This is a genomic window from Sphingobacterium kitahiroshimense, assembly GCF_025961315.1.
GTDB lineage: Bacteria > Bacteroidota > Bacteroidia > Sphingobacteriales > Sphingobacteriaceae > Sphingobacterium > Sphingobacterium anhuiense.
The window spans coordinates 990,461-1,009,150 of sequence record NZ_JAOQNK010000001.1 but is presented as its reverse complement, the minus strand read 5'-3'; the positions used below and the strand labels follow the sequence as shown (position 1 = coordinate 1,009,150).

At 35.3% G+C, this 18,690-nt stretch carries 23 protein-coding genes; 9 read left to right on the top strand and 14 right to left on the bottom strand.

All coding sequences use genetic code 11. From position 1 onward, the window contains the following. Positions 1 to 118 precede the first annotated feature (118 nt). Positions 119 to 418 (top strand): hypothetical protein, encoded by a 300-nt coding sequence (locus M2265_RS04515; protein WP_132767444.1) that lies wholly within the window; start codon positions 119 to 121, stop codon positions 416 to 418. Between the two features lie 99 nt (positions 419 to 517). On the opposite strand, the gene M2265_RS04510 is transcribed toward M2265_RS04515, so the two are convergent. The 5 genes from M2265_RS04510 to M2265_RS04490 are packed head-to-tail and all read right to left on the bottom strand — an operon-like array spanning position 518 to position 2,553. After that, entirely contained in the window at positions 518 to 766 is a 249-nt protein-coding gene (locus M2265_RS04510; protein WP_132767446.1) for a hypothetical protein, read from the bottom strand. Continuing rightward, positions 766 to 1,134 carry a rhodanese-like domain-containing protein gene (locus tag M2265_RS04505; RefSeq protein ID WP_108160955.1) on the bottom strand — a complete coding sequence of 123 codons (369 nt, stop codon included), beginning with the start codon at positions 1,132 to 1,134 and terminating at the stop codon, positions 766 to 768. The genes M2265_RS04510 and M2265_RS04505 overlap by 1 nt, the downstream gene beginning before the upstream one ends. Next, on the bottom strand, positions 1,131 to 1,433 hold the full coding sequence (locus M2265_RS04500; protein ID WP_108160954.1) for a DUF3817 domain-containing protein: 303 nt from the start codon (positions 1,431 to 1,433) through the stop codon (positions 1,131 to 1,133). Before M2265_RS04500 ends, M2265_RS04505 begins: the two co-directional genes overlap by 4 nt. Before the next feature lies 1 nt (position 1,434). Then, positions 1,435 to 1,932 (bottom strand): hypothetical protein, encoded by a 498-nt coding sequence (locus tag M2265_RS04495; protein ID WP_243655353.1) that lies wholly within the window; start codon positions 1,930 to 1,932, stop codon positions 1,435 to 1,437. 30 nt (positions 1,933 to 1,962) lie between these two features. Next, positions 1,963 to 2,553: a TetR/AcrR family transcriptional regulator gene (locus tag M2265_RS04490; RefSeq protein ID WP_132767448.1), complete on the bottom strand. Its 591-nt coding sequence runs from the start codon at positions 2,551 to 2,553 to the stop codon at positions 1,963 to 1,965. 194 nt (positions 2,554 to 2,747) lie between these two features. Between M2265_RS04490 and M2265_RS04485 the strand changes: the two genes are divergently transcribed. From M2265_RS04485 to M2265_RS04475, 3 genes are all read left to right on the top strand, one after another. Next, positions 2,748 to 3,869: an LLM class flavin-dependent oxidoreductase gene (locus M2265_RS04485; RefSeq protein ID WP_132767450.1), complete on the top strand. Its 1,122-nt coding sequence runs from the start codon at positions 2,748 to 2,750 to the stop codon at positions 3,867 to 3,869. Between the two features lie 241 nt (positions 3,870 to 4,110). Next, positions 4,111 to 4,950 (top strand): MBL fold metallo-hydrolase, encoded by an 840-nt coding sequence (locus M2265_RS04480; RefSeq protein WP_132767452.1) that lies wholly within the window; start codon positions 4,111 to 4,113, stop codon positions 4,948 to 4,950. A 216-nt stretch (positions 4,951 to 5,166) separates the two neighbouring features. Beyond that, positions 5,167 to 6,039, top strand: coding sequence for a helix-turn-helix domain-containing protein (locus M2265_RS04475; RefSeq protein WP_132767454.1), 873 nt, complete (start codon positions 5,167 to 5,169; stop codon positions 6,037 to 6,039). 362 nt (positions 6,040 to 6,401) lie between these two features. Here the strand turns inward: M2265_RS04475 and M2265_RS04470 are convergent, their stop codons facing one another. From M2265_RS04470 to M2265_RS04455, 4 genes are read right to left on the bottom strand one after another with little or no spacing between them, the layout of a single operon-like run. After that, a complete protein-coding gene (locus M2265_RS04470; protein WP_237682712.1) occupies positions 6,402 to 7,340 on the bottom strand; it encodes a DUF5777 family beta-barrel protein in 939 nt (312 codons plus the stop codon). A gap of 20 nt (positions 7,341 to 7,360) precedes the next feature. Continuing rightward, entirely contained in the window at positions 7,361 to 7,912 is a 552-nt protein-coding gene (locus tag M2265_RS04465; RefSeq protein WP_132767458.1) for a YceI family protein, read from the bottom strand. A 12-nt stretch (positions 7,913 to 7,924) separates the two neighbouring features. Continuing rightward, positions 7,925 to 8,335 (bottom strand): hypothetical protein, encoded by a 411-nt coding sequence (locus M2265_RS04460; protein WP_132767460.1) that lies wholly within the window; start codon positions 8,333 to 8,335, stop codon positions 7,925 to 7,927. Between the two features lie 38 nt (positions 8,336 to 8,373). Then, a complete protein-coding gene (locus M2265_RS04455; protein ID WP_132767462.1) occupies positions 8,374 to 9,222 on the bottom strand; it encodes a hypothetical protein in 849 nt (282 codons plus the stop codon). Positions 9,223 to 9,378: 156 nt separating this feature from the next. Here M2265_RS04455 and M2265_RS04450 point away from each other — a divergent pair, with 156 nt between their 5' ends. Then, positions 9,379 to 9,942, top strand: coding sequence for an RNA polymerase sigma factor (locus M2265_RS04450; protein ID WP_206368227.1), 564 nt, complete (start codon positions 9,379 to 9,381; stop codon positions 9,940 to 9,942). An 11-nt stretch (positions 9,943 to 9,953) separates the two neighbouring features. Then, a complete protein-coding gene (locus M2265_RS04445; protein WP_132767464.1) occupies positions 9,954 to 11,129 on the top strand; it encodes an outer membrane beta-barrel protein in 1,176 nt (391 codons plus the stop codon). Between the two features lie 8 nt (positions 11,130 to 11,137). Here M2265_RS04445 and M2265_RS04440 read toward each other — a convergent pair whose 3' ends face one another. From M2265_RS04440 to M2265_RS04425, 4 genes are all read right to left on the bottom strand, one after another. Beyond that, positions 11,138 to 12,616 (bottom strand): MBL fold metallo-hydrolase, encoded by a 1,479-nt coding sequence (locus M2265_RS04440; protein WP_132767466.1) that lies wholly within the window; start codon positions 12,614 to 12,616, stop codon positions 11,138 to 11,140. 153 nt (positions 12,617 to 12,769) lie between these two features. Continuing rightward, positions 12,770 to 13,003 carry a hypothetical protein gene (locus M2265_RS04435; protein ID WP_132767468.1) on the bottom strand — a complete coding sequence of 78 codons (234 nt, stop codon included), beginning with the start codon at positions 13,001 to 13,003 and terminating at the stop codon, positions 12,770 to 12,772. 5 nt (positions 13,004 to 13,008) lie between these two features. Further along, positions 13,009 to 13,650 (bottom strand): class I SAM-dependent methyltransferase, encoded by a 642-nt coding sequence (locus M2265_RS04430; protein ID WP_132767470.1) that lies wholly within the window; start codon positions 13,648 to 13,650, stop codon positions 13,009 to 13,011. Positions 13,651 to 13,688: 38 nt separating this feature from the next. Continuing rightward, positions 13,689 to 14,678: an arsenic resistance protein gene (locus M2265_RS04425; RefSeq protein WP_132767472.1), complete on the bottom strand. Its 990-nt coding sequence runs from the start codon at positions 14,676 to 14,678 to the stop codon at positions 13,689 to 13,691. 723 nt (positions 14,679 to 15,401) lie between these two features. On the opposite strand from M2265_RS04425, the gene M2265_RS04420 reads away from it, so the two are divergent. Then, positions 15,402 to 16,247 carry a helix-turn-helix domain-containing protein gene (locus M2265_RS04420; protein ID WP_132767474.1) on the top strand — a complete coding sequence of 282 codons (846 nt, stop codon included), beginning with the start codon at positions 15,402 to 15,404 and terminating at the stop codon, positions 16,245 to 16,247. A gap of 49 nt (positions 16,248 to 16,296) precedes the next feature. Here M2265_RS04420 and M2265_RS04415 read toward each other — a convergent pair whose 3' ends face one another. After that, positions 16,297 to 17,013, bottom strand: a complete 717-nt coding sequence (locus tag M2265_RS04415; RefSeq protein ID WP_132767476.1) for a DJ-1/PfpI family protein — start codon at positions 17,011 to 17,013, stop codon at positions 16,297 to 16,299. 451 nt (positions 17,014 to 17,464) lie between these two features. Here M2265_RS04415 and M2265_RS04410 point away from each other — a divergent pair, with 451 nt between their 5' ends. Together M2265_RS04410 and M2265_RS04405 are read left to right on the top strand one after the other, a co-directional pair. Further along, on the top strand, positions 17,465 to 17,668 hold the full coding sequence (locus tag M2265_RS04410; protein WP_132767478.1) for a hypothetical protein: 204 nt from the start codon (positions 17,465 to 17,467) through the stop codon (positions 17,666 to 17,668). A 251-nt stretch (positions 17,669 to 17,919) separates the two neighbouring features. Further along, positions 17,920 to 18,690: a sce7726 family protein gene (locus M2265_RS04405; protein ID WP_132767480.1), complete on the top strand. Its 771-nt coding sequence runs from the start codon at positions 17,920 to 17,922 to the stop codon at positions 18,688 to 18,690.

The following is an 18,690-nucleotide window of genomic DNA, read 5'->3' as shown; positions in this document are numbered from 1 at the left end:
TAAAAATGGAGAAGTATATTATCAAAACCGCAATATTACTTTTGTCTTTTTGCGTTAATGCCCAAGGTTTTAAGTCAGATCATGTTCGGTATGCAGGTCATCAGAACTTTTTTCTGTAATGGCATTTGCACCTGTATACAGTTACCTGCTGTACCGTTATCAGTTGCAGAGTATTGTAGATCTTGTAGTATACCTGGATATGAATACTTTCGGAATGCTAAATTTACAAAAATATTCGCAGATGGAGCAACAAGCTATCTTGGTGTCTCTTAAAAAGATCTTTGGTTGGGTGATTATTTTCAGCTTGCCTATTCTGTCTTTTGTACTATGGTATAATTTCGGGAAGGTAAATCTGCGCAGATTAGTATACCTCAAAAGCAGGTTTTTGAAAATCAAATCTAAAAATTATATCAGATAATCTCTAGTCAATAAAGCAATACAGTACAAATTTTGATTTGTACTGTATTGCTAGTTACTCTTAATGGAAGTAGAGAAAGAGTTGTGAAAATTTGAAGTTTTATGACAGGCTACTTTTGACTGTATCACCTACAGGTGAGCCTTCAAGTTCTTGGCAGTCAAAACCATAGTCGCTCAAAATTTTAATTGTACGTTCAGTAATTTCGTTTATACTGTCAATACGCAAAATATTGTCGCAGTCTTCAAGGTCAAAATTCCACTTTGCAATTCCGAGATGTGTGTCAAGAAACGGTTTTAGTGTCTCTATTTCTCTTATACTTATCACACTTGTTTTAAACACTGAAATCATCAATTATCTTTTAGTTTGATTACTATTTTTTCAAGGTCAGACCAAGCACCGCCATTAAAAACATTTTTGAAACCTTTGTCTTTTAAAATGTTTTCCACTTTCACACTCCTTAAACCATGAGAACAGGTTGTAATGTATGTTTTGCTCTTATCCAGTTCAATGTATCTTTCATTAATTGTGCCTAGTGAAATATTTATTGAACCATCAATATGTCCCATATTATATTCTTTTTCGGTTCGAACATCTAAAATTACCGCTCCATTCTCTATTTTATGAGCGAGCCCATTATCAAGTGTTGCGAAACGATAGGTTCGATACGAGATGTAAATCAATATAACTATAGCACCAATAATATATATCGTCTTCATAGTTTGCTTAATATTTTATGGTCAATGTAAAATGTTCCGAATGGAATAATGCAGGCCAAAATAACTTTCCAAGTTGTCGTTTTAAATTTCCAATTCTGCTCTACAGCAACACTTAACGTATTGAACAGGAAAAGTAAAAAAATTGCTCCATGAATCGGTCCTAATATTTCGCTTAAACTAGGATTGTGAAAATAATGTTTCAGAGGTACAGCTACGAAAATGAGCACTAATAATGATACGCCTTCAAGAAACCCAATAATGCGCAATCTTCCGATTTTTGTTTTGAATAAATTTATCATACTATCTAAAATAAGGTCTGGTAGCAAATGGTGAAAACGGCCAAGGAATGGCTATGAAAATAATGATGAGTGAAATTGAAAACCAAATCAACATTGTTTTGAATTTTTCTTTGTCGGTTGTTTTTCTTTTTGCTTTAGCAGAACCAATGGTAATTAAAATGATCGCTATTAACATTAAAATTAGGTGAAGTAGACCAAAAAAGGCAAGATCAAAATTTTCAATGGCCTCATTAAAATTATTCCAGAAGTATTTGATGATGGGGCTTTGAGTGTACAATACAATTCCAACTAGAAGCTGAATGTGTGCCATTGTTGCTGTCCAATGACGTGTAGCATTGTCTCTTTTGGAGAATACAGCGTTAGAAGAATAACCTTTATATGCCCGATAAATAGCATAAACTATACTTGCCAGCACTAGCCAGCGTATGAAGGAATGATAAAAAGTAAGTGTTTGATACATCGCAAATTTTGTTTGTCGATGTAAATATAATAAAAACATACTAAGCAGTATGTTTTTATTAAAGAATATTTAAGCTAAATTGTTTAGGTAAATTTTCAGTTCTTTTAAATAGGAGTGATAGCATGCTGTACTGTTATAAACTTTTCCGAAATTTCTAATTCCCCAATACCCTGACATAATAAAATACGCGACTTGCTGCGGATCTACATTTTCCCTTATGGTTCCATTTTCTTTGGCACTTTTTATACTATTTTCAATTGTTTGCTGCCATTCTAGAATCAGCTCAGATAGTGCCTTTCCAAAAGCTGCATTCCAAGGTGTCATTTCCTGTGTTAAATTTCCTGCGGGACATCCATATTCTAACTTCAAAAGAGGATTTTCCAGAAGTAGCGCTTTTGTCATATCATAAATTTCCTGAGTAGGATTTTTTGCATTTTGTAAAGGTTTAATGAAATCATTTTGCATTGTTGGTTTTAAAATTTCATTAATTATAGCCATACCCATTTCATCTTTGGTCTTGAAATGATAGTAAAATGCTCCTTTTGTAACTTTTGTTGTCGCAATAATTTCATCAATACTTGTCGTTTGATAACCTTTGGTATAGATAATTTCAAATGCTTTTTCAAGAATTGTATGCCGAGTTGCTGATGACTTTTTCATAAAAAATACTAATTAGTATGAATACAAAGAACGTAATTCTTTATTGGTTTGGCAAGTTGTGGTGAAGCCTGTTGGCTACTGACAAGGCTGCCTCTTTATTTTCAGTTATCAAAAAGATAGTATTCAGATTATTTTTGGTACCCTATGCTTTTTTTCTGTTTGTAATTTTGCATCATATTCTAAATTAATAGTTTATGAAAAATAAAGATAAAGACAATTCCAATAATATACCCGTTTCTTTTCATTCGGTTAAAAAGCAAGGAAGCGCTCCGGTGCCCTTGTCCATCCTTGATGTGGCTACAACGGGAAGAGGTTATTCAAGTATTGAAGCAATTAATAACAGTATTGAGCTTGCTAAACTTGCAGATAAACGGGGCTTTGCCCGTTATTGGGTAGCTGAGCACCACGGCATGCCCGCTGTTTCTACCTCTTCACCTGCGATGTTGCTCTCCCGACTGATCGGCGAAACACAACAAATAAGATTAGGATCTGGTGGCATGATGCTACCAAACTTTCCACCTTTGGTCGTTGCCGAGCAATTTGGTATGCTGGAGGCTATGGCTCCAGGGCGTATCGATCTTGGAATAGGACGTGCACCGGGGACCAATGAGCTTACAGCCTCAGCACTCCGTCGTGAGCAGTTCGGAGCTGAAAATTTTCCAGAACAGTTGACAGAGTTACTCCATTTTCTTGAAGATGCTTTTCCTTTGGGACATCCTTACAAGGGCAAGGTATTTGCAGTTCCTGGACCCGGTCAAGATCTTGAAAACGGTATTGCACGATCTTTTGAAAGTCCATTAGTTTGGCTATTGGGATCTAGCGGTTATTCTGCGCAATTGGCAGGAAAGTTAGGACTACCATTTGCCTTTGCTGCGCAACTGGCACCTGAAAACATGTTGGCCGCATTTGAACTTTATAGAAAGTACTTCAGATCTTCAAAAGTACTTGACAGTCCTTACACTATTGCCTGCTTTTCAGTTTATGCAGCAGACAATGAAGAAGAGGCCAAATCACAGTCATATTCGGTATCACATAGTATGCTCCGAATGATGAACAGGCAATCATATATAATTCCATCTCCGCAAGAATTAAAAAATTATAAGTACAGTGATTCCGAAAGGTATATATTGGACGGTTGGAACCATAAAATGATCTATGGAACTGCAGACCAGGTCGTAAGTAAGCTAAATCACTTTCAGCAGATTTCAGGGGCAGATGAATTGATGATAGCCAATTTAGGTCATTCTCTCGAAGGGATACTGCATTCTGCAAAACTGATAGCAGATGCATACCATATGCCCAATCTGAGTCTGTAGCAATCAATAGTTTTAGCGTAATGCCATCTAGAAAAATGAAATCTATAGAGTGGGCTATTTTTGCCGAAATCTTTTTGAAAATTCAAGGTATAAAAAATACAGTATAGAGAACGGTATCAAAATGGTAGTAACCAGTGATATTATGGTAGCAGATCAATAACATAATATCTTGACCTTTGCAATGATATTACTACACGAACAAGTCAATTAGTGTGGTGTTTTAAATAATAATAAAGAAAACATGAAAAAAATATTTCTGGCAGTTACGTTTACGTTATTAGCCGCAATTGTGTTTGGACAATCCAACGTAGGTACGAAGCCTACCATTCAGTTAGTTAGAAATGCCACTTTACTTATAGAGTATGGTGGGCAGAGAATTCTTGTTGATCCGATGTTATCTCCAAAAGGAGCTATCGATTCTTGGGCGGGAATCCAACGCAATCCAACGATTGAGCTGAAAATGCCAGTTGAGAAGATTGTTAAAGATGTTAATTTAGTGCTTGTTTCCCATAGTCATGAAGATCACTTTGATAAAGTGGCGAGTAAAACCCTTAACAAATCGATCGAATTGATGATCCAACCTGCAGATAAAGATTTCTTTGACAAGGAAGGTTTTAGTAATGCAACCGTTCTCAATGACACTAAACTATGGAATGGGATTAAAATCCATCGTCTAGAAGGCCAACACGGAAGTGGTGAGGTATTGAAGATGATGGGCAAGACTTCTGGATTTATCCTAGAAGCTAAAAACCAACCTACGGTATATATTGTTGGAGATGCAATCTGGACAGATGATATCAAGCAAAATATTAAAAAATATAAGCCAGATTACATCGTTGTTAATTCCGGAGGAGCACTTATAAAAGGATTTGAAAATGTTCCGATTATTATGAACGAAGAACAGACAATGGCTCTCATCCGTGAAAGTGGTCATGCAAAAGTTATTGCAGTACACATGGACGCATTGGACCATTGCCGTACAACAAGGAGTTCTTTAATTCAGAAAGCTTCCGAGTTGAAGATCGGTAAAGATAAATTGATAGTCCCTCAAGATACAGAAGTTATTACGTTATCACTTTAGGTGACATAGCATTGTTAAAAAAAGGATCAGAGTCTTATCAAAAGACGTAAACCCCAAACCCACTCAATAAAGTGGGTTTGGGGTTTAAATATATTTTTTTTAAAGGTGTTCTTCACCGGTCTTTTTTTACACTACATTATACCATGTTGTCAATTCTGCAATGTGTGAAAAAAATTGGAAAAGAACTTTTAGTACATTTGTTTAAAAGAAAATAAATTGAGAACCGTAAAATTTCATAAAACAGAATGTGGCGTTGATTTTCTCATTAATGTTTTGCCTTCAGATGAAGTTAAAGAAAGCTATCTTAATAGTGGAATATACGACACCGATTACCTTGAAATCGCTTTTATTAAAAAGGGAAGCGGTCATGTTATTTTGAATCATCATAAAATAGAGATCAGCGACAACAGTATTATATTTCTGTCTCCTTTTCAAAAACGGGAATGGAACCTAAATCCAGAAGGTTTAGATTTTGTAATTTTAGTTTTTCAAGAGGACTTTTTGAATGATTTTTTTTCAGACAAGTTATTTGCCTATCGTTTATTATACTTTTATCAGTTGGAATGTCCCTTGAATATGCAGATCGATGATGCACTTATGGAAAGGTATTTCTCTCTTCTTGCTGAAATAAAATCGGAATTGGTAAGGACTAGAATTGACAGTGTACATATTATCCGTTCATTGATTTATTATCTGCTTCAAAAACTAAACCGAGAATATAGTCAGATAAATCATTTGGCAGTAGAGAAAAATGAGCAAAATGATGCTTTCGCGTTTAAGCAATTGATTGAAATTCACATCAAAGAAAAGCAGCGTATAAGTGATTATACCGATCTTCTTCATATTAATCGCATTGCTCTTAATAAAGCGGTCAAAAATCAATTTAATGTTACAGCGACCCATTTGCTAAAGCAACGTTTATTGATAGAGATCAAAGATTACCTAATTCATTCCAATCTTACCGTTGCAGAGATTGCCTATCAGCTTAATTTTTCAGAACCCAACCATTTAATGCGTTTCTTTAAAAAACAGACTGGACTTACAACAAGTGATTTTTTACATGAGTATCAAAATGGTATCAGTTCATAGTTTTTTTTGTATTCGCCATGTTATTGTACTTTTCTTTATTCAAGAGCAACAATAAAATAATCAGCAAAGCATTATTATAGACATGCAGCATGAAAACATTTTGAGACTGGTGACCAAGAACCCAAAAGGCGGTAAGAGCTGGTTAGCAAGTAAAAAGTTCTTGACTTTTTTTACAAATTGCAGTTAAATTTAGCACTGCGTTATTTGTGTTTTGATATTATAATTTTCCCAAAAAGTATCTGACTTTTCGGGAAAATTATAATAAGGATAAACGCCTTTCGTATTTATGAATTTTATATTATTAGCAAATTACCTATTTTAGTTACTGCAAAGGCTGCCTGCAAGATGTAATAGATTAAAGCCTATTCCTTAGGTTTTTTATCAAAACTAAAACGTCTTGCAATACTAAATCCCCATCTAAATTGTCCTTTACCCCAAGAACTGATTGTTTCACTAATAAACTGAGATTCCTGCATAGCTGTTGCATTTGTAAAGTTTAAATGGAAGATATGGCCACCTGTATCCATTTCCAGTCCCACACCTAAAGCATTATAGTAGCGTTGACCCGTTATGTTTTCTCGATATTGCTTTTTAGACGACTGACGAAAAGGAAGAAAATAATCTGCAACGACCGCGATTCTGTTACTAACCTTTGCCCGACCTCCGATTCCGATAGCAAACATATTATTCTGATCATTAAAAGCTGTAAAATTGCGATGAAGATAGGTGGGGACCAATGCAAGAGAAATATCTGGACTAAACTTCCTAGCTATGATCAATTGACTTACATAACTCATACGGTCACTAAAATCATCAAAATTAGCTGCCGAATTTTTATCTTCCGAGGCTTCCATCGCCGATACGGTCGTACTTCCAAAAAAAGCGATGGATACAGGTACACTGTTATCGACAGTTTGTTCCAAAAAGCGGTATTTTAGATTAGCCTCATAGAGCTGTCTGATTTCTGTTGCTCCTTTCGCTCTAGCAATTCCAATTGTTAGGTTATCCAATAAACCATAATCAAGACCAATTCTGATATCCGAAGAGTTGTCTAGACCAAAGAAATTTTTGGAACCACCAGCACTTCCTGCGATATCTCCAAAACGATGATCCACCTTAAAATCCAGTTCATTTCGATGAATAGTCTCCGTAGTTTTAAGATTAATCAAGCTACCCGACTTAAATGTTGCGGTAACTTTTTCATTCTTCGGGTTTCCTAGATCGATCAGTTTATCAAGATCCTCCTGTGCAAATGCCCCTGTCGTGATGCCACATAGAAGTGTACATATTATACTTTTCATATTTCCTTGCATGCTTTAGATTAATGTTTATATGTGGCATTTATTTTCACCTTCACAACCTCTGCGATTTTTTTTCCAACCACAGATGGAATGGTAATCTTATGATCTGCAAGTCTGACGTCGAAACTAGCTGCAGCAGTTATAATTGAGTTTTTGACTGTAAATGTCGCCATGGTAGCGTAAGCTTTGGTGACACCATGAATTTGCAATGTACCCGAAACCTTTGCGGTATAATTCCCATCCTTGGTTAGTTGTCCACTATTTTCAATTTTCCCTTTAAACTCTGAAACAGGATACTTGTCACTTTCCATATAATTTTCATTGAAATGTTCTTGCATCAGTTTCTTATCAAATTGGAAAGACGTATTCTTTACCCGAAATAAGATATCTCCAGTTTTTATATCCAAAGCTGATCCCGCCAAGTTGCTCTTAGCCTCAATGTCCTCGAGCATTGCACTACTGAAAAAGCTGATCGATGCACCTTTTGAAATAAAGGAACTGCTCTGTTGTGCAAAACCGTCAAGGCTCAGAAGCAGAAACAGGAATACACTATAAATAGTAATTTTTTTCATAAGAGTTAACGTTTAATTTTCAGGTGTATTACGTTTAAACCAAGCATCTAATAATTCTATCTCTTTCGTGGACAATGTTGAACCGATCGGCATTGTTTTGGTGACCAATACCACATTATTAATCCGGGCAGCATGATCTTTAACAGAACTAAACCCGTTAAAAGTCCAACGTGCGCTCGCCGATCTGCCAGTGGCATGACATGAATTACATTTTGTTTCGAAAAGTGCCTTCGCAAAATTAATGTAGGTCACGTTTTGTACGGTTACGGTTTCAGTCTCATTAGGCAGCTCAGGAGAAATCTCCTGAGCCTGTTTTTTTGTACAGCTAAATAGAACAGCGATTCCAAGCAATACTAAAGAAGCCCTGAACTGCCTACCAATTCGTATATCGTATGATGGTTTTTTAAATTTTAATATTTCCATAATAAATAGGAATAAACCAAATGGGATTAGATTTAAGATTAGTTTGTGGCTGCGACGGTTGTTTTATCATTCACAATAGGCCATACACCTGGACGCGGATAGCTGATCCCTCTGTTGTCACCTCTTTGTTGATCTTGACCAAAATAATATAACGGCCATCCTTTATACGTCAATTGCTTCTTTCCAAAAACCGTAATAACGGCAATATCTGTAGCAGAAACCAAGGAAGGTAGTGCACCTTTTTCTTTCTGGAAGATAGGCCACAAAGCATCATTGCTAAAATCAGCGGCTGTATAGTTATTTTTATTAAATCGATCTGGTTTAAAGGCATATAATGTCCTTCCTTGATCGTCGGTCAGATAGGTTGTATTGCCTTGTCCTTCGGTATAGTTTTCTAAATAGTTTTTGGTGTCATCTCCTTTTAGTTGCCCGTTTGCAACCATAAGTAGGTAGTCGGGTTTTGCAACATACCAGATTTTATTTACGGCATCACCTTGTACTTCGCCAGATTTGTTATCGCCAACATAATAGTAAAGAGGCCAACCTCTGTAGGTACTTTGTTTTTTACCGTCAGCCCGCGTGATTTCACCTAATTGGCTTTTATCAATCTTCACATCGCTACTTATATCACCACTGTAATAAATTGGCCAGACTGTCAAGCAGTTTCCGGTACAACTTGAAGAGCCCTTGGTATCATTTGAGAAAAAGTATAATGTTTTTCCATTGCTGTCAGTAAGAATTGTGCCGAATTTAGCATCTTGGGATGTCTGCATACCTTTCGTATTATTTTCAGGATTTTCAACCTTGTCTTTAGAGCAGGATGAAAAAATGGTTAATAGCGCGGTTGCCATCATGGCAGTTTTCATTTTGGTTTTGTTGGATCTCATGATCAATAGTTTTAGTGTAGTTTATTAATCAATACGGTGCTATTCTGAAGATGGTTGCCTGAGATCTAAAAAAAATAATTTACCAAGGCAACCTTTTTTATTTCTCCATCGTAATATAGTTAACACTATATTTATCAAAGAAAAGCAGCATCTCGAGTGACGATAAACGAACATGACGAAAACACGATCCAAATCATAAAAGGATGCATCATAGAGGACCGGAGATCCCAAAAAGATCTTTATAAACTATACCATGCCCTGGCATTGGGAATATGCCTACGGTATTCAAACGATAAGGAAGAAGCATTGGCAATATTAAATGACGGATTTTTTAAGGTATTTAAGCACATAAAAAAATATAATTTTGATAAACCTATATCAGCATGGATCAGAAAAATCATGACAAACACAGCAATCGATTACTACCGGAGCAAGGTTCGTATGGGCGCTGTGGTTGATATAGCATCTTATGAGCATCCGATTACAGATGAAACAATTACACAAAAGTTGCATTATGAGGATCTGTTGCTGATGGTACAAAAATTGTCGCCTACGTACCGGACTGTTTTCAATCTCTATGCCATCGATGGCTATACGCATGAAGAGATCGGTAGTATGCTTGGCATTGCAGTAGGCACTTCAAAATCCAATCTACATAAGGCACGACAACGATTGGCGGAAATGGTAAGAAATCAAAATTCAATAGCAATTAAAAGTTAGGAACATAATTGATGGAAAAGAACAAGATCGATGAACTTTTTAGAAAAGGATTAAGTGATCCTAAACTAGACTTCGATGAAGATCATTGGCAAGATATGCAGTCACTTTTGGAGAAGAAAAGTGGTAAAAAAAAAGTTAGAAGATTGCTTATTTTAGCTGTAACAAGTGCAGCTGCTATTGCAACCGTATTCTTTATTTTAGACAGAAATATATTGGTTCCAGATGAAAATGAAAGTTTCGAAACTGTGAATACTGACAGTCCTGTGGTACGGGAAAAATTCAACGGAAAGCTACAAGGAGAAGGCGGTGCGAAAGAAGAGCAAACAGCATTAATCTTTAATGAGGAACTAGCCGAAACTTTCTCATCAGCACAGCATCCACAGGCTTGGCAACGTACTGCGTCTATTGAAGTCGTTAATTCAAAAAACATGATACTGTCAACAGGTTCATTGAGCGAAATCTCGATCCCGACAATAAAACCCATGACAAGATCGAAATATCGCTTTCACCCATCAATAGAAACTTTTCCAAGCTTCACGAGTGAATCCACACTGGCGCTACAGCATAAAAATGAGTACAATGCAGCTCCTCGTGATGCCCGCTCCGTATTAAGTATATTAGCCGGGCCAGATCTATCTAGTGTAAGAGGATCTGATCAATCGACTTTAAGTGAAAATGTTGGCGTACTGTATTCTTATCCCGTGGTCAATAGATTAAGTATATCCTTAGGAGCCACTTATGCAAAGAAAAATTATAGGTCGGACTACAGTTTATATTCACCTGCAAATCCCCCAACCTTAACCGAGATGCCAAGTATTGTCAATGCCGAATGTGATGTCATCGATATTCCTTTAACGGCCAATTATACTGTTTTAAAAAATAAAAAAATCAAGTTCAATGTTAGTGCAGGTCTTTCCAGTTATTTCATGTTAAAGGAAAAATACACTTTTGAATATGGAGGATCAGGCAATTCAGAAAATAAAAGAAGCGCCGTATACGAAATCAGTGGTGAAAATCAGCACATATTTGGTGTAGCTGATTTTTCAATCTCATTAGAGAAAAAAGTGAGTGATAAGATCAATGTCGGCATAAAACCTTTTCTTAAAATGCCCCTTACCGGTATCGGTTATGGAAGGGTAGATCTAGAGTCAAAAGGAATAGCCTTGATGGTTGGAGTGACACTGTAATCGATACTTTAGTTTTCTTTGACTAATTCAATCTTTTTTTCTGTCCATTCATTTATTCCTCCGGAGAACATTTTGATATTCTGAATACCTGATTTTTTCAAGAGCGAGTATGCCATCGCAGCACGGACTCCGCTTTGGCAATGAACGATGACTGGTCTGTCTTTGCTGATTTTGTGCAGATTGTTTTTTAAAGTAGTCAAGGAGATATTTTCAGCACCTCTGATGTGCCCGTTACCGTATTCATTTTCCGTTCTTACATCTATGATCTGCACATCATTCTTATCCAAATGCTTTTGCACTTCTGTACTAGTTACCAGATTAGATTTTTCCAGTTTCATATTCATCTTGTCCAAGGCGGTTACAAAACCATATATATTGTCCATACCGATACGCATCAGTTTTCGGGTTAAATCTTCCGTTGTATCGTCGTCAGCAATCAATACCAATTGTTGTTGATAATCTACTAAAGAACCGATCCAAGTAGCAAGAGACTTTCCATTTTCGATATGTAAGCTACCAGGAATGTGTCCTTCTGCAACCATATTTTTGTTGCGCGTGTCAATTATCAGGAGGTTGTTTTCAATTGCCTTTTGCAGCGCTTGCTTAGTAAGTTTTTGATGAACAGGAACCTCGATAAGCAATGGACGTTTCTCTTTGTTCATTTGCTTCATTACGGCAAAATATTTAGGAGGAGAGGGTTGTCCTTCCAAAATGTATTTTACAAAACCCTTTTCATCATTTTTGAATTCAAAAGCTTTACTGTTGAGCTTTTCGTCCTTCAATGTTGAATGCGGAATATTGCTCAGGGTTTTGCCACAAAAAGAACCCGCTCCGTGTCCGGCCCAGATTTCCACATCATCAGACAATTTAGAAAATTTTAGAATGGATGCGAAGAGTTGCTTTGCACCGATTTCCTGCGAGCCTATCTGTCCGGCTGCTTTTTCCAAAAGATCAGGACGACCAACATCTCCCACAAAAATAAAATCGCCAGTAATTGCCCTTTTTGGTGTGGTAAATACTTTTGTATCTACGACCAAAAAAGTGATGCTTTCGGGAGTATGTCCAGGAGTGTGCATTATTTTGAGCTCAACTTGCCCCATGGAGATGATGTTACCATCTTTTAGACCTTTATGAGGGAACTGATATTGCCAGTTTTTACCGCCTTCGTCTGATAATAATAGGTCAGCATTAGTCGCAGCCGCCAATTCACGAGCGCCACTTAAAAAATCAGCATGAATATGTGTTTCGGATATTTTGGTGATTTTGAAATTATTGGTTTTAGCTATGTTCAAGTAAACATCCATATCCCTCTTGGGGTCAATAACAATTGCTTCTTTTGTAGTAAAATCTCCGATGAAGTAACTCGCCTGCGCAAGCGTTTCATCATATACACGTTCGAAATAATAGCTTTGAGCGTTTATTTTATTATTTATTAACAGGGAAATAAGCAGGAGTAAAGCACTTTTTAAGTTTATCTTATTTAGCATAATCAATTATTTTTGAAATTCATCACCTACAAAGGTAGATGATCTTATCCCTACACTATGTAACAAAAGTTACATAACAAGATTGATCTGTCAAAGATACTATTAACCAACAGTTGCATCAGGAAATTAATCGATTAGAATCAAGTCCTGCGTTTAGCGCACTTCTTCATATATTATTTCATCTGTTTTTTTGTTGCTTTTTGGAAACGATGTACTGCAGCTCGAAGTGCCACAGCAACCAATATTTAGCAAGGGCATTAGTGAAAATAAACCACCTAGTGCTACGAACATCCACTGATTATCCATAAACCCTTGTATGATGATCAAAATACCCATTGCCAATCGAAGCAACCGCATGAAGTTCCAGTTTCTAAAGTAATTTTTCATTGTTCTTATTTTTTTCTTCCAATAAATCTGATCACAGAACCTGTTCCGTTGTGGTACAGTCCTTCCTTTAATTCAATTTCCTGTTCTTCTAATTCCACAATTTCATAATTCGGGAAGTCTGCTTTTATTTCCTCTATTGAAAATAAACTTTCAATGTCTTTCGGTCCGCCTACTTTTTCGTTTGTCCTTACATAATCAATGTGTTTTTTGCTAAAGGCTTCAAAGATTACGGTACCGTTTTTTTTCAAATATTTGTCCAGTGCCTTATGGTAGTTAGATTTTATATCAGCTGGAAAATGTGCATAGATTAGGGCGATTGCATCAAATTGATCGGGTTCAAAACCTAAAGTTTCCAATTCGCCCACTTTGTAGTCGATGGTTACCTCATTTTTTTTAGCAAGTTTAACCGCTTTATTTTTACCCTCAATACTTATGTCAAACGCAGAAACATTCCAGCCGCTTTTGGCTGCAAATACAGCATTTCTTCCTTCACCTTCTGCAGGAAAAAGAATGGATCCAACGGCTAGTTTTGCCAATTGCTTTTTTAAATAATTGTTTGGTTCTTCACCATATGCAAACTCCTCGTTGCTGTATCTGTCGTCCCATCTCGCAGTCCATAGCTCATTTGCTTTCTTATTTTTTTCCATATTGATGTCTAAATATTTTAGAATAAATTTTAGTAGTTTTAGCTTTTTTTACATTCAATTTCTTTTAAACTTTCTTTTGTCAATATTGGAATTACTTTTATATAGATTAGTTCAAAGAAAATTTCAACAATCGTCTGTGTTACGATGATGGATGCTACTAATTGATTTTCTGGTTCGGGAAGTGCAAGTGCCAACGGTAGTACTACTAATGAATTTCTTGTACTTGTCGAAAACGAAATTGCTCTTGAATTATAAACATCAACTTTGAAGAGTTTAGCCGAAAGTTTTCCAATAAAAGGAGCGATGAGCGCAAATGTTATATAAATTGGAACAACTTTTAAAATTGCTTGAGGATTGTTATATAATACCCCAATTTGGGAAACAATCACAACAAAAAATGTGAAAGCCATAAATGGAACAGGCAACCAACCAGAAAAATTAAGTATCGCTTTTCCAGCCGGGTTATTCGATTTAGAGATTATTTGCGTTACAATAGAAAGTATAAATGGAATAATTATCAAATAAAGAAAGGCTTTTATAAAAGGTTCTATTTCAATGATGTCGATTGTTTCTTTCCCGAGAAAACACCATAAGTATAATGGCAATAATAACATTTGAAAGATAAACAGCAAAGGGGTTGATGCTAATATTGACTTTGAGTTACCCTTTCCTAAATGCGTAAAAACGATTACGTAATCAATGCAGGGTGTTAGTAAAACTAAAATTACTCCTAATGTTATGATTGATGACAATGGAAAAATGACAGTTAAAATCCAAACTAATAATGGAATTAGTACAAAATTACCAAATAATAATGCCTTGAAAAAAGAACGACTTTTTAATGCATGTTTCAATTCCAAAAATGGAATTTGACAAAACATACTATAAAGCAAAATTCCGATTATAGGTTCAATTGTTTTTTCAAGGATATGGCTGTTATTCCAGTTTAGTCCAATAAACACACTTATAATTAATGTTATAATGTAAATTCCAATTTGTTTTTCTTCAAGCTTTTCTCTTGTTATCATTTTTCAACTGTTAAATTTTGTTAGTAGACTACTATTCGTATGCTTAATAATGGTATAAATAACTTCCGGCTAATTTCTGAAATGTAGTCATACATATAATCAAAGCTGATAAATTAAAACCGGAACGGCAAGGAATAATAGCTCCACCACCGATTGAACTTACCTGCAATATCCATCACTTGTAAGATGGTTTAGTAAATATGCATCAATTTAATAACAAGTTCAGCTACTTTGGTTACATAAGTGATATATTGTTTCTACCGAGTTGACGAGATCATTTGGATATTAGACAATGCAATCGGTTTGTTGGACCTATTGATGTTTCAATGTTGAGCACATTTGTATTTTGGTTATCTTTGTATAGGTAAACGAGATGGATATAGCTACATACCAAAAGGTAAGAAATACTGATAATCAGTGGATATAAGCAATATTAATATGGTGGCGGAAATACTACTTTTTCGGAAATTCCTACTTTTTCGGAAATTCCTACTTTTCTTATCGGAAAGTGGACGTTGGTGCTTTTATATCCGATAAATGAAATAATAGTAAGCTATATAGAGCTATGGAACGATTAGCAACTTTTGGATTGAGTTACCTAGTTTAGTAAGTGCACTGATGCAAAAACGACAAATGATGTGTTTTGAAAAACTTGACCGTCATTTTAGAATAAATAGTAAATACAGGATTTTCTTCCTGTCCAATGTTTAGAAGAATAACAAAATGGATTGTATATTACCCAATTACAGTATAAATTTCAGGGATGAGTTTTCATTGATTACAGGAGAAGAATTGGAGCGCTTTATGAAGTTAGATTCAGATGCTCACACCCATAATTTTTATATCCTGAGCTTTTTGTATGAAGGTTATGTGAGTCATCTTTCGGACTTTGAAAATAAGCAACTCTCAGGGCCCGCGGTTCTAATGCTGGATGTTGATCAGGTACACACGCATCCTGACATGAGCAATTGCAAAATAGTATCAATCGCATTCTCTAGTCATTTTATTGCCGATCAGACTCATCAATTTCTTCAAAAAGTAAATCTGTTGTTCTCACGGCCGTTCATTCAAATTTCTTTTGAAAAACTTCAAGAATTGGATCATATCATCAAAATTATTTCGACAGAAGTTGATAAAGAAGATGCCGATGAAGAATTGATTAAAGCCCTATTGAATGTTTTGATCGTCCAATGTTATGGACTTTCGGTAAAGTATCCAGTTAAAGATCACAATGTTCAAAGCATCTACGATAGTTTTAAAGCGTTGCTAAAACAACATTACCATAAACAACATCAGGTAAAATTCTATGCAGATCGACTGAATGTTACAACGCGGACATTAAATCAAAGTGTCCGTAAATCAACCCTTAAAACACCTAAGCAACTAATTGATGCGCATTTATTACTAGAGGCAAAAAGACTCCTGTACTGGTCAAAAGTTCCAGCAAAGGAAGTGGCATGGGAGTTGGGATTTGAAACGGATAGTTATTTTAACCGCTTTTTTAAGAAATATACTGGTGAAACTCCGAAGGAATTCCACAGAAAACAGTTTCAAGGTAAAATAGAATAACTGCTGACAAGTCATATTTGTCAGCAGTTACTTCATTTGTTATTTTGCGTTATTTTTTAGGTAAAAATTCCATCGTATTATAACGGTCATAAACCATTCCGAGTGCGATATCGTCAGCAATTTCTTTACCGTTTATCAATTCAATAGCTTGAAGAGCCACATCCATACCAGAAGTGACACCGGCGCCAGTTAAAAATTTGCCATCCACTACAAATCGAGTTTTTTCCTGCACTTTTATTTTAGGGTGCGATCTCAGTTCATCAATTGACCAGTGATGTGTAGTTGCAGAGCGCCCATCAAGCAGGCCTGTATTTGCCAGTATAAGTCCACCAGTACAGACAGACATTGTCATTTGGGTTTTTTCATTCTGTGAGACAATCCAATTCATCATTTTTTTATCTGCAGAAATCGTTTTGACAATCTCAGGAGATGTTCCAGGGATGACCAATATATCTGATTGTGGAGCATCATATATACTGTATTTAGAAACTAGATTTACTGTTCCACCGTCCATGACTATATTTTTATTGGCTGTTGCCGATACGGTGTAAATATTATAGTTGCCATTCCAGTTATTAGCCTTTACAAAAACATCAATAGGACCACCCGTATCGACAATCTCTACACCATCATAAACTAAAACTCCGATATTGATCTTACGATCAGTAGGGAAATTGAATGTACTTTTTGCGCTTTCCTGTGCATTACTATTTAAAGAGCACACTAAAAGAGGAAGAGTCAGTAAAGAAAATTTTATGAATTTCATCTTAAAAAAATTATGTTAAAATTATTTGTTATAGGTGCTATATCTTATGCCGGCTAAGCTATCTTTACACCGATACAAATGTAGCTATGGGCATATCAATAAAAATTACACTTTTGAGCGCTTTAATTACACTTTAAGGTTCTGTTTATTCAACACCTTTTATTTTAACTCATCTATCAATTTGACAATTCAAATAATGAAAAACTTAGCTAGAAATGGTTTGATTTTAATTCTTTTTTATTAACAATATGGATGCGCGCACTATAGGATAACCGTTTGATCGAGATTCTTTCGTATTCATCCTGTTCAATATTGAATTAAAGCAGGAGGGGGCTCTGTAAGTTCACTTTACGGTAAACGGATTTAAGATCGAAATGTCAACTCTGTTGGAAGAAGGAGATAATAATAAATACTAATTGCGAAGAATGTACCATTGACAATCAAGATCTTGATGGACTTAAAGCAGAAAGGATATAATATCCTAAAGTCCGGCAATAGTGTGGGTGATGTTATACAGCATTTTGTCCCGACAAAAGTAAACGACCTATGGGCGTTTATGAGTGAATTTAAGGAGGAGTCTGCGACAGTAGTGATTGAGCAGATCCTGGATGTACCCGAAGAAGTGTTAGAAGGAAAATTCTTAAAGGTTTTCTAATTGATCTATTAATTTTTAAAAATTATACAGATGAATTTAAAGCAAATATACCAAGACTATATATTTAATCATCCTACAGCTGTAAAAAGCAGAGCAATCATTTCTATAAGTTATGTTAAATTACCGGGTTTTTACGTATGTTTGCCTTCCAGCTCAAATTAGTCGTTAAAGAAATTAAGGATTTTTTTATTTCTATAAAACATGCTGTATTTTTATTTGTTATCGTTTTAATTTCTTTATTAATTTTTTAGATGAACCAAGTTTTCGAATTGAATATTGATTCCAAGATTGTAAGAGAAATAGCAAAATCTTACAATACTTTAGATTATGTTCCCAAGTTGCGCAGTCTTTTAAACCTAGTTTATTCGGAAAAAAAAATAAGTAAATTTTGTAAACTAGACCTACATAAAGAAATTAATAATCTATTGTTAAATAGTTATGAAGGTGAACCGATATTAAAATATAAATTATTCAAGGCTTTTGTGAATAGAGATGTCGTGGCGGCTTATGAAATTAAAGTAAAGAATAGCCGTGTAGATTTCCTTACTGTGGATGATGCTACGACGAGCTTTGAAATTAAATCCAGTCTCGATAATTTAACAAAGTTGGCCAAACAGTCCAGTGATTATGTGAGTGCATTTGAATTTAATAATATTGTTATTCATGAGCGACATTTGGCTAAATGTCTTGAAATCGTACCACGTAGTTTTGGAATTATTACTGTTGATAAAAGTGGATATGAAATTTTACGAAAACCTATTCTCAATAAAAAGACTGATCCCTCTGAGCAGTTAAACTTACTTACTAAAAAGGAGTTGTTGAAAAACTTCGGTCATGTAGATATCAGTCATATTATGAATGACCTTAGCAATATCGAAATCAATAAAATTTTCAAAAACGCACTTAAGCAACGATATAAAAGCCGTTGGAATTTTATTGTTGAAAACTCAGCCAATATTCTTCCTATTGATTTACAGTTTTTCTTTAAGACAAATGTAGAACCAGCACTAATTTATAATTAA

What these genes read in the sequence shown, in the direction of transcription:
- M2265_RS04425 (WP_132767472.1), bottom strand. Translation starts at nt 14,678, where the DNA reads ATGATAACAAGAGAAAAGCTTGAAGAAAAACAAATTGGAATTTACATT.
- M2265_RS04500 (WP_108160954.1), bottom strand. Translation starts at nt 1,433, where the DNA reads ATGATAAATTTATTCAAAACAAAAATCGGAAGATTGCGCATTATTGGG.
- M2265_RS04410 (WP_132767478.1), top strand. Translation starts at nt 17,465, where the DNA reads ATGGACTTAAAGCAGAAAGGATATAATATCCTAAAGTCCGGCAATAGT.
- M2265_RS04415 (WP_132767476.1), bottom strand. Translation starts at nt 17,013, where the DNA reads ATGAAATTCATAAAATTTTCTTTACTGACTCTTCCTCTTTTAGTGTGC.
- M2265_RS04485 (WP_132767450.1), top strand. Translation starts at nt 2,748, where the DNA reads ATGAAAAATAAAGATAAAGACAATTCCAATAATATACCCGTTTCTTTT.
- M2265_RS04405 (WP_132767480.1), top strand. Translation starts at nt 17,920, where the DNA reads ATGAACCAAGTTTTCGAATTGAATATTGATTCCAAGATTGTAAGAGAA.
- M2265_RS04465 (WP_132767458.1), bottom strand. Translation starts at nt 7,912, where the DNA reads ATGAAAAAAATTACTATTTATAGTGTATTCCTGTTTCTGCTTCTGAGC.
- M2265_RS04490 (WP_132767448.1), bottom strand. Translation starts at nt 2,553, where the DNA reads ATGAAAAAGTCATCAGCAACTCGGCATACAATTCTTGAAAAAGCATTT.
- M2265_RS04420 (WP_132767474.1), top strand. Translation starts at nt 15,402, where the DNA reads ATGGATTGTATATTACCCAATTACAGTATAAATTTCAGGGATGAGTTT.
- M2265_RS04440 (WP_132767466.1), bottom strand. Translation starts at nt 12,616, where the DNA reads ATGCTAAATAAGATAAACTTAAAAAGTGCTTTACTCCTGCTTATTTCC.
- M2265_RS04495 (WP_243655353.1), bottom strand. Translation starts at nt 1,932, where the DNA reads ATGTTTTTATTATATTTACATCGACAAACAAAATTTGCGATGTATCAA.
- M2265_RS04470 (WP_237682712.1), bottom strand. Translation starts at nt 7,340, where the DNA reads ATGAAAAGTATAATATGTACACTTCTATGTGGCATCACGACAGGGGCA.
- M2265_RS04445 (WP_132767464.1), top strand. Translation starts at nt 9,954, where the DNA reads ATGGAAAAGAACAAGATCGATGAACTTTTTAGAAAAGGATTAAGTGAT.
- M2265_RS04435 (WP_132767468.1), bottom strand. Translation starts at nt 13,003, where the DNA reads ATGAAAAATTACTTTAGAAACTGGAACTTCATGCGGTTGCTTCGATTG.
- M2265_RS04460 (WP_132767460.1), bottom strand. Translation starts at nt 8,335, where the DNA reads ATGGAAATATTAAAATTTAAAAAACCATCATACGATATACGAATTGGT.
- M2265_RS04510 (WP_132767446.1), bottom strand. Translation starts at nt 766, where the DNA reads ATGATTTCAGTGTTTAAAACAAGTGTGATAAGTATAAGAGAAATAGAG.
- M2265_RS04480 (WP_132767452.1), top strand. Translation starts at nt 4,111, where the DNA reads ATGAAAAAAATATTTCTGGCAGTTACGTTTACGTTATTAGCCGCAATT.
- M2265_RS04455 (WP_132767462.1), bottom strand. Translation starts at nt 9,222, where the DNA reads ATGAGATCCAACAAAACCAAAATGAAAACTGCCATGATGGCAACCGCG.
- M2265_RS04515 (WP_132767444.1), top strand. Translation starts at nt 119, where the DNA reads ATGGCATTTGCACCTGTATACAGTTACCTGCTGTACCGTTATCAGTTG.
- M2265_RS04430 (WP_132767470.1), bottom strand. Translation starts at nt 13,650, where the DNA reads ATGGAAAAAAATAAGAAAGCAAATGAGCTATGGACTGCGAGATGGGAC.
- M2265_RS04505 (WP_108160955.1), bottom strand. Translation starts at nt 1,134, where the DNA reads ATGAAGACGATATATATTATTGGTGCTATAGTTATATTGATTTACATC.